This window comes from Amycolatopsis sp. NPDC088138 (genome assembly GCF_044741685.1).
In the GTDB taxonomy this organism is placed as follows: domain Bacteria; phylum Actinomycetota; class Actinomycetes; order Mycobacteriales; family Pseudonocardiaceae; genus Amycolatopsis.
This window is the reverse complement of record NZ_JBIUTB010000003.1, coordinates 582,066-599,349: the sequence shown is the minus strand read 5'-3', so window position 1 is coordinate 599,349 and position 17,284 is coordinate 582,066. Positions and strand designations below refer to the sequence as shown.

General features: G+C 69.7%; 10 protein-coding genes. 8 read left to right on the top strand and 2 right to left on the bottom strand.

Going from position 1 to position 17,284, the window contains the following annotated elements; all coding sequences use genetic code 11:
- Positions 1-25 precede the first annotated feature (25 nt).
- From ACIOD2_RS17835 to ACIOD2_RS17810, 6 genes are all read left to right on the top strand, one after another.
- Complete coding sequence (locus ACIOD2_RS17835; RefSeq protein WP_400539066.1) at positions 26-622, top strand: hypothetical protein; 597 nt, start codon at positions 26-28, stop codon at positions 620-622.
- Positions 623-799: 177 nt separating this feature from the next.
- On the top strand, positions 800-1,828 hold the full coding sequence (locus ACIOD2_RS17830; protein WP_400540387.1) for a hypothetical protein: 1,029 nt from the start codon (positions 800-802) through the stop codon (positions 1,826-1,828).
- A 76-nt stretch (positions 1,829-1,904) separates the two neighbouring features.
- A complete protein-coding gene (locus tag ACIOD2_RS17825; RefSeq protein ID WP_400539064.1) occupies positions 1,905-2,765 on the top strand; it encodes an ADP-ribosylglycohydrolase family protein in 861 nt (286 codons plus the stop codon).
- Positions 2,766-4,474: 1,709 nt separating this feature from the next.
- Positions 4,475-7,978 carry a DNA-directed RNA polymerase subunit beta gene (locus tag ACIOD2_RS17820; RefSeq protein ID WP_400539062.1) on the top strand — a complete coding sequence of 1,168 codons (3,504 nt, stop codon included), beginning with the start codon at positions 4,475-4,477 and terminating at the stop codon, positions 7,976-7,978.
- Positions 7,979-8,074: 96 nt separating this feature from the next.
- Positions 8,075-11,986, top strand: coding sequence for a DNA-directed RNA polymerase subunit beta' (locus ACIOD2_RS17815; RefSeq protein WP_400539060.1), 3,912 nt, complete (start codon positions 8,075-8,077; stop codon positions 11,984-11,986).
- Between the two features lie 161 nt (positions 11,987-12,147).
- Positions 12,148-13,899, top strand: a complete 1,752-nt coding sequence (locus ACIOD2_RS17810) for a hypothetical protein (protein WP_400539058.1) — start codon at positions 12,148-12,150, stop codon at positions 13,897-13,899.
- 52 nt (positions 13,900-13,951) lie between these two features.
- Here ACIOD2_RS17810 and ACIOD2_RS17805 read toward each other — a convergent pair whose 3' ends face one another.
- Together ACIOD2_RS17805 and ACIOD2_RS17800 are read right to left on the bottom strand one after the other, a co-directional pair.
- The gene (locus tag ACIOD2_RS17805; RefSeq protein ID WP_400539056.1) at positions 13,952-14,737 is read right to left on the bottom strand and encodes a M15 family metallopeptidase; all 786 of its coding nucleotides are present in this window, start codon (positions 14,735-14,737) and stop codon (positions 13,952-13,954) included.
- Positions 14,738-14,779: 42 nt separating this feature from the next.
- Positions 14,780-15,286 (bottom strand): Lrp/AsnC family transcriptional regulator, encoded by a 507-nt coding sequence (locus tag ACIOD2_RS17800; RefSeq protein ID WP_400539054.1) that lies wholly within the window; start codon positions 15,284-15,286, stop codon positions 14,780-14,782.
- Between the two features lie 95 nt (positions 15,287-15,381).
- Here ACIOD2_RS17800 and ACIOD2_RS17795 point away from each other — a divergent pair, with 95 nt between their 5' ends.
- Both ACIOD2_RS17795 and ACIOD2_RS17790 read left to right on the top strand, forming a co-directional pair.
- Positions 15,382-16,566, top strand: coding sequence for an MFS transporter (locus ACIOD2_RS17795; protein WP_400539052.1), 1,185 nt, complete (start codon positions 15,382-15,384; stop codon positions 16,564-16,566).
- A gap of 71 nt (positions 16,567-16,637) precedes the next feature.
- The gene (locus tag ACIOD2_RS17790) at positions 16,638-17,279 is read left to right on the top strand and encodes a zinc ribbon domain-containing protein (RefSeq protein ID WP_400539050.1); all 642 of its coding nucleotides are present in this window, start codon (positions 16,638-16,640) and stop codon (positions 17,277-17,279) included.
- The last annotated feature ends 5 nt before the right edge of the window (positions 17,280-17,284 follow it).

Here is a 17,284-nt window from a genome sequence, read left to right as displayed (position 1 = left end):
TGACCGTTACCTACCCTGGAGTGTTATGAGTGCGGACGAGCAGGCCGCCGTCGCGGTGGCGGAGCCCGAAGAGGAGTCGGTGGGTGCCACGAAGGTGCCGTCGAGCGAGTCGTCTTCGCGGATCCTCGTGCTCGGTGCCGCGGCGCTGGCACTGGCCGCGCTGATCGCCGCGATCCTGTTCGGTGTGCTGTGGTGGGTGGCGGCGAACGACGACAACGCCGGTCTGGCGGCGTCGCGCGAGGCCGTGGTCAAGGCGGGCACCAACGCGCTGAAGGCCTACACCGAGGTCGACTACCAGGACCTCGACGGCTTCTTCGCCCGGCAGAAGTCCGTCTCGGACGCCACGATGTCGCAGCAGATCGACCAGTCGGCGCCGACGTTCCGCAAGGCGCTCTCCGACGCCAAGACGAAGGTCACCACCGACGTCCAGGACATCGCCGTCGAGGAGCTCGACGACCACGAAGGCAAGGCCAGCTTCCTCGCCGCGATCGCCACGACCGTCACCCAGGGGGACAAGAGCAGCGCGAAGCCGCTGCGCCTCGAAGTGTCGATGACCCGCGTGGGCGACGATTGGAAGCTGTCCGGCATCGACAGCGTCCCCCTCGTCGCGGCCGGTCAGTAGTGAGGCTTGTTCTGGTCAGCGCGGCGCACCCGCCCGCAGCCGACTGACCAGCAGTTACCCAGCGCCGGGCGACGGCTGAACAAACCTCATCAGCGTCACCAGAAGGAGCTTGTAGTGCCCCCCTCCCGCCGCCAGCCGCCTCGCAGCAGCAGCACCCCGCCGCCGCGCCGGCCCCGCGTGGCCGGCCTGCGCAGGCCGGCCACGGACGAGTCGCCCGCCGAGCGGACCGGCCAGGTTCCGGCCGTACCGCCGGCCGAGACGTCCCCCGAGACCTCCGCGACCGCCGCCGAGACCCGCAAGCCGCGGCCCCGGCCGGCGCCGCGCCCGATGCCGCGTCCGGTGGCCCCGGTCGCGAAGCCGCGGGCCGAGGAGCCGTTCGAGCCGGCCACCGGGCGGATCGACACGGCGTCCGCCGAGGACACCACGGTGTTCGCCGCCGTCGGCACCGAAGAGGCCGAGAAGGTCGACGCGCTCACGGGTGAGCCGGAAGCCCCCGTCGAAGACGCCGCTCCGGTCCGTCCGGCGCCGCGGCGGAAGAAGCGCGACACCGGGATCGCGAAGCCGACCGAGGTCGAGGAGGTCCCGGCAGCCGCCGACGACGAGCCGGAGCGTCTCGCGGGCGCTTCGGCGCAGCGGCCGTACCTCGTGGCGGGCGCGCTGGTGCTCGTCGCGCTCCTGCTCGGTGGCCTGGCGTACTTTTTCCACACCAAGGAGAGCGCGATCTCGAACGCGACCAGCAACACCGCGCTGCTGGACGTCGCGAAGACCGCGCAGGTGAAGGACGCCGTGTCGAAGGCGGCCGAGGCCCTGTTCTCCTACGACTTCAACAACATCAAGAAGACCGAGGACGCGGCGAACGACCTGCTCGCCAACGACGACGTCCGGAACAAGTACAACTCGCTGATGGGCGAGGTGAAGCGGCTCGCGCCGGGCCAGAAGATGATCGTCACGTGCAAGGTCACCCGTGCCGCGGTGATCATGCTGAACGACGACCTGGCGAAGGTGATGGTCTTCGTCGACCAGACCTCGACCCGCACGGACACCAAGAAGACGACCGCGGGCACCGCCCAGCTGCACCTGAACGCCCAGCTCCAGGGCGACAAGTGGAAGATCACGGACATGGACACGTACAACGCGCCCAAGGTCCCGGCGGCGACGCAGGCCCCTTCGTCGCAGGCTCCCGCTTCGCCGTCCCCGTCCAAGTAAGCCGCCGGGCGACGCTCGGTGCCGCTCGTCGATGTCGGCGGTCAGCGGGCGGTGGTGCCGCCGCTACGGTGGGCCGATGGGATTAGAACAGGCGTACGCCAGTCTCGTCGGCCTCGCCGTCGGTGACGCCTTCGGCGCGCAGATCCTCGAGCCCGGCGACCACCCGGACGTGATCGGCAGACAGCTGCCCGCCGCGCCGTGGAGCTGGACCGACGACACCGAGATGGCGTGTTCGATCGTCGCCGTCCTGCAGCAGCACGGCCAGGTCGACCAGGACGCGCTCGCCCGCGAGTTCGCCACCCGCCTCGACTCCGCCCGCGGTTACGGCCCGGGCGCGGAGTGGCGCCTGAACCAGATCCGGAACGGGCGGCCGTGGCAGGAGGTCAGCGAGAAGGACGGCCACGGCTCCTGGGGCAACGGCGGCGCGATGCGCGTCGCCCCGCTGGGCGCGTGGTTCTGCGACGATCTGCCGCAGGCGCTGCGCCAGGCGGAGCTGTCCGCGGTGGTGACGCACTCGCACCTCGAAGGCATCGCGGGCACGGTGGCCGTCGCGGCGGCGGCCGCGCTGCGGGCCGCGTCCCCGGGGCTGGCCGGGGCGGACCTGCTGGACGAGGTGATCCCGCTCGTGCCGCCCGGCCGCGTCCGCGACGGCATCACCTGGTCCCTGAAGTTCTCCGACGCGCGTGAAGCCGCCGCCAAGCTCGGGACGGGCCGCGAGATGGCCGCGCACGACACGGTCCCGCTGGCCCTGTGGATCGCCGCCCGCTTCGCGGACAGCTTCACCGAGGCGCTCTGGACGGTGGCCAGGTTCGCCGAGGACGCGGACACGGTGGGCGCGATTGTGGGCGGCGTGCTCGCGGCGGACGGCTCAGAGGTCCCGGACGACTGGCGTGCGGCGTGTGAGCCGTTGCCGGCTTGGGTGGCTGGACCGGCCTGAGCGGCGCTTGGGTCTGGTTCATCGCGCCCGTGGTGGACGCTCGGAGGTGCTGGACGAGTGCCAGGGTCACGGGATCGGCTTGAGCGGCGCTTGGGTCGGGCTCGAGCGGGCAACACCCGCCCCGGCGGCGCCTGGGCGGGTGTTCCTGAGTGCGAGTCGCGGACGGTGGCCGGATGAGGGGCCTGCGCCGCGGTGTGTGAGCCGTGGGCAGCTCGCCGGGCAGGCCTGAGGGGCCTGGCGCCCCGGGGGTGTGAGCCGCGGGTCGTTTGTCAGACCTGCCCGAGGGGGATGCGCCTCGGTGTGTGAGGTGAGCCGCGGGTGGCTCACCGGATCGGCCCGAGGGGCCTGTGCACCGGTGTGCGAGCCGCGGAAGGTTCGCCGGATCGGCCCAAGGGACCTGCGCCGAGGCGTGTGAGCCGCGGACGGCTTTGTCAGACCGGCCCGAGGGCCTGCACCGGGTGTGGGCCGCGGGCGGTTCGCCAACCCGGCCCAAGTGGCCTGCGCCCGGTGTGAGCCGCGGGCGGTTCGCCGAACCGGCGCGGCGTGCGAGCCGCGGTGTGTGGGCCGCGGGCGGTTCGCCGGACCGGCCCAAGGGGCCTGCACCGGGTGTGGGCCCTCGGGCGGTTCGCCAAACCGGTCCAAGGGGCCTGCGCCCCGGGCGCGCGCCGCGGATGGTTCGCCGAACCGGCTCGGCGTGCGAGCCGCGGTGTGTGAGCCGCGGGCAGCTCGCCGGTCTAGCCCTGAGGGGCCTGCGCCCGGCGTGTGAGCCGCGGGGGTTCGCCGAACCGGCCCGAGGGGCCTGCGCCCCGGGCGCGCGCCGCGGATGGTTCGCCAGACTGGCCGGAGGAGCCTGCACCGGGTGTGTGAGCCGCAGACGGCTCCCGGCGAGCGAGCCGCGGACAGCCCGCAGGATCTGCCTGAGGGCCCGCGCCGCGAAGCCGCCGTGGGTGTCCGACCGGGCCGGCGAGCCGCTCCGGGTCACGATCCGGTCGGCATCGAGCGGGCTGCCGTGCTCCCGGCAGCACCCGCCGAGCGCCCAGGAGCCGCCCCGCGTCCGCGTCGGGCCACTGAGGGCGCCGTGGTGCCTCCGGCGAACCGCGGGCGTCGAACCGGACCAGTGAGCGCCCGGCGGCCCCGGGGCGGGCGGGGCGCCTGGTGCGGGTGTGACGTCGCCCGCGCGGGTCCCGGGCCGGTTACCCAACTCCCCGCGACACGCCGCCGATGGACGAACCTGGGCCCGTCCGAAGTGGCCTGGAGCACAGGCCGCACGTCCGGAGAACCGGGTAAATCCGCAGGTCCAGACGCAGTGGTGGCGCTACTGGCCGGTAACTGGGAGGATATTCGGCCGCTCACGCTCCGCAGACCTACTTCCACGCTGCGCCAACCGGCGGGACCCCCGTGTGGCATCTTGACTCTCGCGCCCGGTGGGTTCACGCTTACTCCCGAACGGCGAAACCGGGAGCCCTTGCGGGAGGGACCACCGGCTCGCCTGGAGGCATACCTGAAGACGTCGCGAAGCAGGCTGGGCCCCATCGGGAGCGCCCCCTGGACAGACCGCGCCGTTCGGGCTAGACTGCCTCTTTGCGCTGCCCTCTTTCAGGCTGCCCGGAGCCGGTAGTTAGGATAGTGGGCACACGGCACCCTTGACAGTCGCTGATAGCTGTTGCTATGGCGGCCGTCACCGCTCATTGTCCCCGGAAGGACGCATCTTGGCAGTCTCTCCCGCGAACCAGGCCACTGCTGCGACCACCTCGGCTGAATCTCGCTCGGAGTCCACGGGAATCCCCGGCGCGCCCAAGCGGGTTTCCTTCGCAAAGATTCGCGAACCGCTCAACACCCCCAACCTGCTCGACGTCCAGATCCAGTCGTTCCAGTGGTTCACCGGGGACGAAGCGTGGTTCGAACGCCGTGTCGAAGAAGGTGAAGAAAACCCGGTCGGCGGCCTCGAAGAGGTTCTCAACGAGATCTCCCCGATCGAGGACTTCTCCGGATCGATGTCCCTGTCCTTCTCCGCTCCGCGCTTCGACGAGGTCAAGGCCTCGATCGAGGAGTGCAAGGACAAGGACATGACGTACGCGGCCCCGCTGTTCGTCACGGCGGAGTTCGTCAACAACAACACGGGCGAGATCAAGAGCCAGACGGTCTTCCTGGGCGACTTCCCGGTCATGACCGACAAGGGCACGTTCATCATCAACGGCACCGAGCGTGTCGTCGTGTCCCAGCTGGTCCGCTCGCCGGGCGTCTACTACTCGAAGGACGTCGACAAGACGACCGACAAGGACGTCTTCAGCGTCCGCGTGATCCCGAGCCGCGGCGCGTGGCTCGAGTTCGACGTCGACAAGCGCGACACCGTCGGCGTCCGGATCGACCGCAAGCGCCGCCAGCCGGTCACCGTGCTGCTGAAGGCGCTGGGCTGGACCACCGAGGCGATCCGCGAGCGCTTCTCCTTCTCGGAGACGCTGCTGGCGACCCTCGAGAAGGACCACACCGCCGGCACCGACGAGGCCCTGCTCGACATCTACCGCAAGCTGCGCCCGGGCGAGCCGCCCACGAAGGAGAGCGCGCAGACCCTGCTGGAGAACCTGTTCTTCAAGGCGAAGCGCTACGACCTGGCCAAGGTCGGCCGGTACAAGGTCAACAAGAAGCTCGGCCTGTCGACGTCCTACGACACGGGGACGCTGACCGAAGAGGACATCGTCACGACCATCGAGTACCTGGTCCGGCTGCACGCCGGCGAGGACAAGCTCGATGCGCAGAACGGCACCGAGATCCCGGTCGAGACCGACGACATCGACCACTTCGGCAACCGCCGCCTGCGCACCGTCGGCGAGCTGATCCAGAACCAGATCCGGGTCGGCCTGTCGCGCACCGAGCGAGTCGTGCGTGAGCGCATGACCACGCAGGACGTCGAGGCGATCACCCCGCAGACCCTGATCAACATCCGCCCGATCGGCGCGGCGATCAAGGAGTTCTTCGGCACCTCGCAGCTGTCGCAGTTCATGGACCAGAACAACCCGCTGTCGGGCCTGACGCACAAGCGTCGTCTGTCGGCCCTCGGCCCGGGTGGTCTGTCCCGTGAGCGCGCCGGCATGGAGGTCCGGGACGTCCACCCGTCGCACTACGGCCGGATGTGCCCGATCGAGACGCCGGAAGGCCCGAACATCGGCCTGATCGGCTCGCTCTGCTCCTACGCGCGGGTCAACCCGTTCGGCTTCATCGAGACGCCGTACCGCAAGGTCGTCGAGGGCCGGGTCACCGACCAGGTCGACTACCTGACCGCGGACGAAGAGGACCGGTACGTCAAGGCCCAGGCCAACGCGCCGATCACCGACGACGGCACCTACGTCGAAGACCGGGTCATGGCCCGCCGCAAGGGCGGCGAGGTCGAGCTGATCGACCCGCTCGACATCGACTACATGGACGTCTCGCCGCGGCAGATGGTCTCGGTCGCGACGGCGATGATCCCGTTCCTCGAGCACGACGACGCGAACCGCGCCCTGATGGGTGCGAACATGCAGCGCCAGGCCGTGCCGCTGCTTCGCAACCAGGCGCCGTACGTCGGCACCGGGGTGGAGCTGCGTGCCGCGGTCGACGCCGGTGACGTGCTCGTCGCCGAGCAGTCCGGTGTCGTCGAGGAGCTCTCGGCGGACCTGATCACGATCATGCACGACGACGGCACGCGGAAGAGCTACGGACTGTACAAGTTCCGCCGCTCGAACCACGGCACCTGCTTCAACCACCGCCCGATCGTCAACGAGGGCGACCGGGTCGAGCAGGGTCAGGTCATCGCCGACGGCCCGTCCACCGAGAACGGTGAGATGGCGCTCGGCAAGAACCTGCTCGTCGCGGTCATGCCGTGGGAGGGCCACAACTACGAGGACGCGATCATCCTCTCGGAGCGCCTGGTGCAGGACGACGTGCTCACGTCGATCCACATCGAGGAGCACGAGATCGATGCCCGCGACACGAAGCTGGGCGCCGAAGAGATCACCCGGGACATCCCGAACGTCTCCGAAGAGGTCCTCGCGGACCTCGACGAGCGCGGCATCATCCGGATCGGTGCCGAGGTCCGCGACGGCGACATCCTCGTCGGCAAGGTCACGCCCAAGGGCGAGACCGAGCTGACGCCGGAAGAGCGCCTGCTCCGCGCGATCTTCGGGGAGAAGGCCCGCGAAGTCCGCGACACCTCGCTGAAGGTGCCGCACGGCGAGACCGGCAAGGTCATCGGCATCCGCGTGTTCTCGCGCGAGGACGACGACGAGCTGCCCCCGGGCGTCAACGAGCTGGTCCGCGTCTACGTGGCCCAGAAGCGCAAGATCCAGCCGGGCGACAAGCTCGCCGGCCGGCACGGGAACAAGGGTGTCATCGGCAAGATCCTGCCGGTCGAGGACATGCCGTTCATGGAGGACGGCACGCCCGTCGACATCATCCTGAACACCCACGGTGTGCCGCGACGGATGAACATCGGCCAGATCCTCGAGCTGCACCTGGGCTGGCTGGCCTCGCAGGGCTGGACGATCGAAGGCGAACCGGACTGGGCGAAGAACCTGTCCGAGGAGCTCTACGACGTCGCGCCCGGCACGAACACCGCGACCCCGGTGTTCGACGGCGCGAAGGAAGAGGAGCTCACCGGGCTGCTCGGGGCGACCAAGCCGAACCGCGACGGCGAGCGCATGGTCAAGGAGAACGGCAAGGCGACGCTGCTGGACGGCCGCTCCGGCGAGCCGTACCCGTACCCGGTCGCGGTGGGCTACATGTACATCCTGAAGCTCCACCACCTGGTCGACGACAAGATCCACGCTCGCTCCACCGGCCCGTACTCGATGATCACGCAGCAGCCGCTGGGTGGTAAGGCGCAGTTCGGTGGCCAGCGCTTCGGTGAGATGGAGTGCTGGGCGATGCAGGCGTACGGCGCTGCCTACACGCTGCAGGAGCTGCTGACGATCAAGTCGGACGACGTGGTCGGCCGCGTCAAGGTGTACGAGGCCATCGTCAAGGGGGAGAACATCCCCGAGCCGGGCATCCCGGAGTCGTTCAAGGTGCTCCTCAAGGAGCTCCAGTCGCTGTGCCTCAACGTCGAGGTGCTCTCCAGCGACGGCTCCTCGATCGAGATGCGCGACTCCGACGACGAGGACCTCGAGCGCGCTGCGGCGAACCTCGGCATCAACCTGTCCCGCAACGAGTCGCCCTCGGTGGACGACGTCGTGCACTGATCGCGAGCTGAGCGAGGGGGGACCGGCCTCCCGCAGGGCCCCCCTCGCTCGCCCGCCAACCCCCTCTAGCCGAAACAACCCCAAGGGGATCTAGACGTGCTGGACGTCAACTTCTTCGATGAGCTCCGCATCGGTCTCGCCACGGCTGACGACATCCGTCAGTGGTCGTACGGCGAGGTCAAGAAGCCGGAGACCATCAACTACCGGACGCTCAAGCCCGAGAAGGACGGCCTCTTCTGCGAGAAGATCTTCGGTCCGACCCGGGACTGGGAGTGCTACTGCGGCAAGTACAAGCGCGTCCGCTTCAAGGGCATCATCTGTGAGCGCTGCGGCGTCGAGGTGACCCGCGCCAAGGTGCGCCGTGAGCGGATGGGCCACATCGAGCTGGCCGCGCCGGTGACCCACATCTGGTACTTCAAGGGTGTTCCGTCCCGCCTGGGCTACCTGCTGGACCTGGCGCCGAAGGACCTCGAGAAGATCATCTACTTCGCTGCTTACGTCATCACGGGCGTGAACACGGAGCTGCGCCACAACGACCTGCCGACCCTCGAGAACGAGATCGGCGTCGAGCGCAAGAACCTCGAAACCAAGCGTGACGCGGACATCGAGACCCGCGCGCAGAAGCTGGAAGCCGACCTGGCCGAGCTGGAGGCGGAGGGCGCCAAGTCCGACGTCCGCCGCAAGGTCAAGGAGGGCGGCGAGCGCGAGATGCGCCAGCTGCGTGACCGTGCCGGTCGCGAGCTGGACCGCCTCGAGGAGGTCTGGACGACCTTCACGAAGCTCGACACCCGTCAGCTGATCGCCGACGAGCTGCTCTACCGCGAGCTCGTCGACCGCTACGGCGAGTACTTCACCGGCGGCATGGGCGCGGAGGCCATCCAGAAGCTGGCCGCCGAGTTCGACGTCGCGGCCGAAGCCGACAACCTGCGCGACACCATCCGCAACGGCAAGGGGCAGAAGAAGCTCCGCGCGCTGAAGCGGCTCAAGGTCGTCGCGGCCTTCCAGGCGACCGGCAACGACCCGCGCGGCATGGTGCTCGACGCCGTCCCGGTCATCCCGCCGGACCTGCGCCCGATGGTGCAGCTCGACGGTGGCCGGTTCGCGACGTCGGACCTGAACGACCTGTACCGCCGCGTGATCAACCGCAACAACCGCCTCAAGCGGCTGATCGACCTCGGCGCGCCCGAGATCATCGTCAACAACGAGAAGCGGATGCTGCAGGAGGCCGTCGACGCGCTGTTCGACAACGGCCGCCGCGGGCGTCCGGTCACCGGCCCGGGCAACCGGCCGCTGAAGTCGCTGTCCGACCTCCTCAAGGGCAAGCAGGGCCGGTTCCGCCAGAACCTGCTCGGCAAGCGAGTCGACTACTCGGGCCGTTCGGTCATCATCGTCGGCCCGCAGCTGAAGCTGCACCAGTGCGGCCTGCCGAAGGACATGGCGCTCGAGCTGTTCAAGCCGTTCGTCATGAAGCGGCTGGTCGACCTGAACCACGCGCAGAACATCAAGTCCGCCAAGCGGATGGTGGAGCGCTCGCGGCCGCAGGTGTGGGACGTGCTCGAAGAGGTCATCACCGGTCACCCGGTGATGCTGAACCGCGCGCCGACCCTGCACCGTCTCGGCATCCAGGCCTTCGAGCCGCAGCTGGTCGAGGGCAAGGCCATCCAGCTGCACCCGCTGGTCTGCGAGGCGTTCAACGCGGACTTCGACGGTGACCAGATGGCGGTGCACCTGCCGCTGTCGGCCGAGGCGCAGGCCGAGGCCCGGATCCTGATGCTGTCGGCGAACAACATCCTTTCGCCGGCGTCGGGCCGTCCGCTCGCCATGCCGCGTCTGGACATGGTGACGGGCCTGTTCCACCTGACCCGTCTCAACGAGAAGGCCGAAGGCGCGGGCGGCGCGTACTCCTCGCCGGCCGAGGCCATCATGGCCTTCGACCGCAAGGCGCTGGGCCTGCACGCCCCGATCAAGATCCGCGTGTCCGACCGTCAGCCGGCGAAGGCCGACGAGGCGCGGCTCGCGGAAAAGGGCTGGGAGCCGGGCAAGACCTGGCTGGCCGAGACGACCCTGGGCCGCGTGCTGTTCAACGAGCTGCTGCCGGCGGACTACCCGTTCATCAACGAGCCGATGCCGAAGAAGCGTCAGGCCGCGATCGTGAACGACCTCGCCGAGCGGTACTCGATGACCCAGGTCGCGCAGACCCTGGACCGGCTGAAGGACGCCGGTTTCTACTGGGCGACCCGGTCGGGTGTCACCGTCGCCATCTCGGACGTGCTCACCCCGGTGGGCAAGAAGGCCATCCTCGACGAGTACGAGGGCAAGGCCTCCCAGGTGGAGAAGCGCTACCAGCGTGGTCAGCTGTCGCACACCGAGCGCAACAACGAGCTCGTCAAGGTGTGGACGCAGGCCACCGAAGAGGTCCACAAGATCATGGAGACGGCGCTGCCGGACGACAACCCGATCGCCATGATCGTGAAGTCGGGCGCGGCGGGCAACATGACGCAGGTCCGGTCGCTGGCCGGTATGCGTGGCCTGGTGTCGAACCCGAAGGGTGAGTACATCCCGCGTCCGATCAAGGCCAACTTCCGCGAAGGCCTGTCGGTGGCGGAGTACTTCATCGCGACGCACGGTGCCCGCAAGGGCCTGGCGGACACGGCCCTGCGTACCGCCGACTCGGGTTACCTGACCCGTCGTCTGGTGGACGTCTCGCAGGACGTCATCGTCCGCGAGGTCGACTGCGGCACGACCCGCGGCATCATGATGCCGATCGGCGAGGACATCGGTGACGGCAAGGTCCTGCGCGACCAGCACGTCGAGACCTCCGTGTACGCGCGGAACCTCGCGACGGACGCGGTGGACGCCAAGGGCAACGTCGTGCTGAACGCCGGTGACGACATCGGTGACCCGGCCCTCGACAAGCTGCTCTCCAGCGGCATCTCGAAGGTCAAGGTCCGCTCGGTGCTGACCTGCGAGTCGGCCGTCGGCATCTGCGCGACCTGCTACGGCCGCTCGATGGCGACCGGTCAGCTCGTCGACGTCGGCGAGGCCGTGGGTATCGTCGCGGCCCAGTCGATCGGTGAGCCGGGTACGCAGCTGACGATGCGTACGTTCCACCAGGGTGGTGTCGCCGGTGACGACATCACGACCGGTCTGCCCCGTGTCCAGGAGCTCTTCGAAGCTCGGGTCCCGAAGGGCAAGGCGCCGATCGCCGACGTCGATGGCCGGGTGCGCATCGAGGAGAGCGAGCGGTTCTGGAAGATCACGCTGATCCCGGACGACGGCGGCGAAGAGATCGTCTTCGACAAGCTGTCCAAGCGTCAGCGGCTCGCGAACACCCCGAACGGCCCGCTGGGCGACGGTGACCACGTCAACGTCGGGCAGCAGCTGCTCGAGGGCACCCCGGACCCGCACGAGGTCCTGCGCGTGATGGGCCCGCGTGAGGCGCAGATGCACCTCACCGACGAGGTCCAGAAGGTGTACCGGGCCCAGGGTGTGTCGATCCACGACAAGCACATCGAGGTCATCGTCCGGCAGATGCTGCGCCGGGTGACGGTCATCGATTCGGGTGGCACGGACTTCCTGCCGGGCGAGCTGCCCGAGCGGACCAAGTTCGAGGCCCGCAACCGTTCGACGGTTTCCGAAGGCGGCGAGCCGGCTTCGGGTCGCCCGGTGCTGATGGGGATCACGAAGGCGTCGCTCACCACGGACTCGTGGCTGTCGGCGGCGTCGTTCCAGGAGACCACGCGCGTCCTGACCGACGCGGCCATCAACGGCCGCTCGGACCGGCTCGTGGGCCTCAAGGAGAACGTGATCATCGGTAAGCTGATCCCGGCCGGTACGGGCATCAACAAGTACCGCAACATCCAGGTGCAGCCGACGGAAGAGGCCCGGGTCGCGGCGTACGCGATCCCGTCCTACGACGACGGTTACTACACCCCGGACGTGTTCGGTACGGGTACCGGTGCCGCGGTGCCGCTGGACGACTACGACTTCGGCCGCGACTTCCGCTGACCGAGTCCCGCTCAACGGGAAAGGCCCTCGCTGGATTCCAGCGGGGGCCTTTCCCGTTTCCGAAATGTCACCTCTGCCCTTCCGAATCTCGCTAGAGTGGCCCGGTTCACGCGGTTCGGGGGCTTTGCGCGTTTCCAACGGGTAATCAGGGGTGACTGTTCGTGAACAAATCCAGAAGCGCGAGATCTGTCGCGCGTTTTTTCGCCACGTTCGCCGCAGCGGCCGTGCTGACCAGCGTGTTCGCCGCACCGGCGGTGGCGCAGGAGGAGCCGTCCTCGACCGCGCCGTCCACATCGGAGGCGGCGCCGCCGAGCAGTTCCGAGGCACCGACGACCACCGCGCCGGAGTCCACCGCGCCGAGTTCCAGCGCACCGGCGGTGCAGAAGCAGGACGATCCGCCGCAGCGTGCTCAGGTCGAAGTGTCGGCCTCGCTGGACAAGGACGCCTACCTGAGCAATGAGGACGTCAACTTCACCTTCACGGTGACGAACACCGGCTCGACCACCGCGAAGGGTCTCTGGGTCGCTCAGGACATCATCGAGCCGACCGACCTGGTCGTCCCGTACGACCCGGGCTGGGGCCCGCTCAAGACCAGCGATCCCGGTCTCGACCTCGAGCCCGGGAAGTCCTTCGTGCTGCACGGCACCGGGAAGGTCCGGGAAGTCGAGCAGACCTCCGTCGTCCTGCGGGGCGTCGTGTTCGACGCGACCCACTTCGGCGTCGGCCAGTTCTCCGCGGACGCGAAGGTCGCACCGGCGCCCGGCCACGCCGAAGGCGTTGTGTACGGCGACAAGAACGGCAACGGCAAGCGCGACGCGGGCGAGGAGCTGGCCGGCGCGAAGCTCACCCTGCGGTACGTCAACGGCAGTGGCACGCAGACCGCCACGAGCGGCCCCGACGGGAAGATCGTCTTCGACGTACCGGGCGCCGACTACTACATCGGCGGCGAGGTCGTCGACGGCTGGCTGATCCCGTTCCGCGTCATCCGGATCGGCGCGGACACCCACCTGGAGGTCCGCGGGGCGCCGCCGCTCAACGGCGCGCTCAAGGCGTCGATGGCCTTCACCCAGGACAGCTACCAGGTCGGGGATCTCGCGCACGTCACCGTGACGCTGTCGAACTCCGGCCCGATCCCGCTCACCGGCATCGTGGCCGCGTGCAACCGCATCGGGGACCCGTACATCCTGAGCGGCCGCACCCCCGGCTGGGGCGACCTCGCCGGCGACGGGGTGACGATCGCGCCGGGTGAGACGCGCACGTTCGACGTGTCCGAAGCGGTGCCGGCCGCCGCGTCGAACCGCGGCATCGTGGTCGCCTCCTGCGACTTCGGCTACGAAGAAGTCGACATCGAGAACCACGCCAACGCGAGTGACCAGGCGGCGGTTCCGGGCGCCAAGGCCACCGTCGAGGGCACCGTCGGCGTCTTCGACGACCAGGGCAACCTGACCAAGGGCGTGGCCGGCGTCAAGGTCGTGCTCGTCGCCGACCAGCACTGCCCGGTCGTCGGCGAAGGGACGACCGACGAGAAGGGGCACTTCGTGTTCCTGGACGTGGCGCCCGGGCCGGACTTCCACCTGTACTTCCTGCCTCCGAAGGGCTGGAAGATCAAGTACGAGAACCCGATGTGGGTCAGCGTCTACGGTCCGCCGGAGAACCACTACCCGTACCGGATCGACGCCGAGGAAGGCGACGCGGCGGTGCCGACCGTGCCGGCCAATCCCGCGGATTGCGGTGCGCCCGGGGCGCCGACCTCGACCACGGGCACGCCCGGGTCCGGCGGCGGCGGTGAGTCCGGCGGCGGCCTGGCCAGCACGGGTGTCGACGCGCTCGGGCTCGGCGCGCTGGCGCTGCTCGCCCTGGCGCTCGGCGGTGGCCTGGTGATCGGCGCCCGCCGTCGCCGTCACTCGGCCTGATCGAACCAAGAGAGCGCCCTCGGTCCACAGTGGACCGGGGGCGCTCTCTTGTTCAGCGGAGACTGCGGTGGCTCACCGGGAAGTCGAAGTAGGTGTCCGGGAACGGCTCGTTGTCGAGTGTGTAGTGCCACCACTCCTCGGGCAGGTTGTGGAAGCCGGCGGCGATCATGGTGGTCCGCAGCAGGTCGCGGTTCTGCCGCGCGACACCGGTGATCGCCGGGTTGTCCGTGTGGGCGAGCGGGTCGAAGCAGTCGTAGCCGGTGCCCATGTCGACCATGTTGTCGGGGAAGCGCTGGTTCTGCGGCGCGAAGCAGGGCCGGAGCGGCTCACCCGGGAAGTACGGCCGCTGGGGCCGCGGCGGGATCCGGACGATCGTGAGGTCCATGGTGCTGCCGCGGCTGTGCCCGGACTTCTCGGCGATGTAGCCGTCCTCGAAGAGCCGGTCCTTGGCGACGTTCGGGTAGAACTCGGCCTTCATCTTCTCGTCGGTGAGGTCCTTCGCCCACCGCACGAAGTGGTCGACGGCGCGCTGCGGGCGGTAGCAGTCGTAGACCTTGAGGGTGTAGCCCTGCCGCCGCAGCTGCGCCTGGACCGTGCGGAGGCCGTCGGCGGCCTGCCGGGTCAGGATGCAGGTGGGCTCGAGGTACCCGTCGACGCGGGCGCCGACGAAGTTGTGCCGGGTGGCGTAGCGGATGTCCTGCAGGATCGACGGCGCGACGTCGGACAGCGCGACGAACGAGCGGGTCGAGGTGGTCGCCTCGGCCGGTGCGGGGACGGCGAAGGCGGTCAGGGCGGCGAGGGTGACGGCGAAGGTGCGTATCCGGATGGAAATCGGCATACCGCACGTCTAGCAGGAAATCGGCTCGTGATCAGCCGCCGCTCAGGGTGAAACCCAGCCTTCCGACGTCGTCGCGCGCAGGAAGTCGTCCGACGGCGGCTGGACCGGCCGGCCCTCGTACTGCGTCGAGAGCACCACCGACGACCGCAGTTCGCCGTGCGTGCCGAGGCGTTCCAGCAGGCCCTCGAAGTGCTCCAGGGACGCCGCCCGCACCTTGAGCATCGTGCAGTGGTCGCCGCTGAGGCGGTGGATTTCGACGACCTCCGGGTAGTCCTCGGACTTCGACGTCTTCAGCAGGCAGCGGCTCAGCGCGCAGCGCATCTCGACGAACGCGTGCAGCGGCTGGCCCGCGCGCCGCGCGTCGACCTCCGCGCGGTAGCCCGTGATCACCCCGGTCTCCTCGAGCCGCCGGACCCGCTCGGCCACCGCCGGGGCCGACAGGTTGATCCGCCGGCCCAGTTCCTTGAACGACAACCTCCCGTCGGCCTGCAGGGCTTCCAGCAGCCGCCAGTCGACGTCGTCCAGCGGCTTTTCCGAACGGAAGGTCATGGGCCCCATCTTCCTTCCGAACAGGGGCCCGAGCGACCGAATTGCCGTTGACCACCCCTTCGTCCGGCGCCCGGAACTCCCTAAAGTTGCTGGTCATGGGGACTCTGACGACAGCAGGCCGGACCCGGTCGATGGCGGCGCTCTTCACCGGCGTCGCGCTGCTCAACACGGCCACGGTCGGGCTGAGCACCGCGGCCACGCTGATCGTCGCCGCGGGCAGCGGGCCGGGGTGGAGCGGCCTGCCGAGCGTCGCGAGCGTGCTCGGGACGGCCGCCGGCGCGCTCGGCGCGGGCCTGCTGCTCCCGGCGCACGGCCGGCGCCGGGTCCTCGGTGTGGGATACGGCGTCGCGGCGGCCGGCGCGCTGGTCGCGTTCGCGGGCGCCCTGACGACGTCGTTGGTGCCACTGCTGCTCGGGATCCTCCTGGTCGGTATCGGCAACGGCGGCGCGCAGCTGTCCCGCTACGTCGCCGCGGACCTGTACCCCGAGGAACGCCGGGGCCGCGCGCTCTCGACCGTCGTCTGGGCGGGCACGGTCGGCGCGCTCGTCGGTCCCGCGCTGATGGCACCGGCGGCGAACGTCGTGACGCGGTTCGGCTGGCCGTCGTTGTCGGGGCCGGTCGCCGTCGCGGTGTTCGCCACGGCGGGCGCGGCGCTGGCGGCGGCGTTCCTGCCGCGCGGCGTCCCCGAGCGGCTCCCGGCCCGGCCGGCGGTGTTCGCCGCCGGTGGCCCGGTGCGTTCGCCCGCGGTGCTGAAGCCGTTGGTGGCGATGGTCGCCGCGCAGCTGGCGATGGTCGCGGTGATGACGATGACGCCGTTGCAGCTGCAGGACCACGGGCACGGCCTCGACGTCGTCGGCTGGGTGCTGAGCGCGCACCTGGTCGGCATGTTCGCGCTGGCGCCGCTGAGCGGCCGGATCGCCGACCGCTGGGGTCCGCGCGTGACGATCAACGCGGGGCTCGGCGTGCTGGCGCTGGCGTCGGCGACCGCGATCGCCGCGCCGACGGCGCACACGACCGGCCTGCCGGTGGCGTTGTTCCTGCTCGGGTACGGCTGGAACCTGGTGTTCGTCGGCGGCAGCGCGCAGCTGAGTCGCGACCTCGCACCGGAGACGCGCAGCCGGGTCCAGGGCGTGGTCGACGCGGTGGTCTGGTCCGCGTCCGCTTTGGCCGGTTTGGGCTCGGGACAGCTGTTTTCGGGCGGTGGGTACGGTTTGGTGGCCGTCGTCGGCGGCGTCCTCGCGCTGTTGCCGCTGGTTTTGCTGGCACCACGGCGATCGTGACGTCCGGTAGCCGAGCCGTTGTCGGCAAATCTTCCGTCGCCGTGATCGCGATCGGCTGGGGAAGATGGGCTGTGGCTGACTCTGTGCCCTTCACGGACAACTTCTCGGACCTCTCCAACACGCAGGGGTACCAGTTCGAGTTCCGCTGTGAACGCTGCGGGAACGGTTTCCGTTCCGCGTTCCAGCGCGACAACATGGAAACCGGGCGAAGTGTGCTTCGCACCGTCGGCTCGTTCTTCGGCGGCACGCTGCGAGACCTGAGCAACTCGGCCGACCAGTGGCGCTACGACCGCGCGACGAACTCGCCCGCCAAGGACCGCGCGCTCGCGGCGGCGGTCAAGGAGATCACCCCGAGCTTCCGGCAGTGCCGGGGCTGCAGCGACTGGATGTGCCACGACCAGTGCTGGAACGAGGAGATCGGCCAGTGCCTGCGCTGCTCGCCGAGCGTCGCCGAAGAGGTCTCGCGCGCGCAGGCTTCGGCGCAGCGCGACCAGATCTGGGACAAGGCCCGCGAGAAGGACTGGACGTCCGGCATCGACATCGACACCCGCGCGAAGGTGTCCTGCCCGGGCTGCGGCCTCAAGGCCGAAGGCGGCAAGTTCTGCCAGTCGTGCGGCACCGCGCTGGCGCTGAAGGTGCGCTGCGGCGGCTGCGGCAGCGAGAGCAACAAGGCCGGCGCGATGTTCTGCTCGGACTGCGGCACCAAACTCTGAGCAAA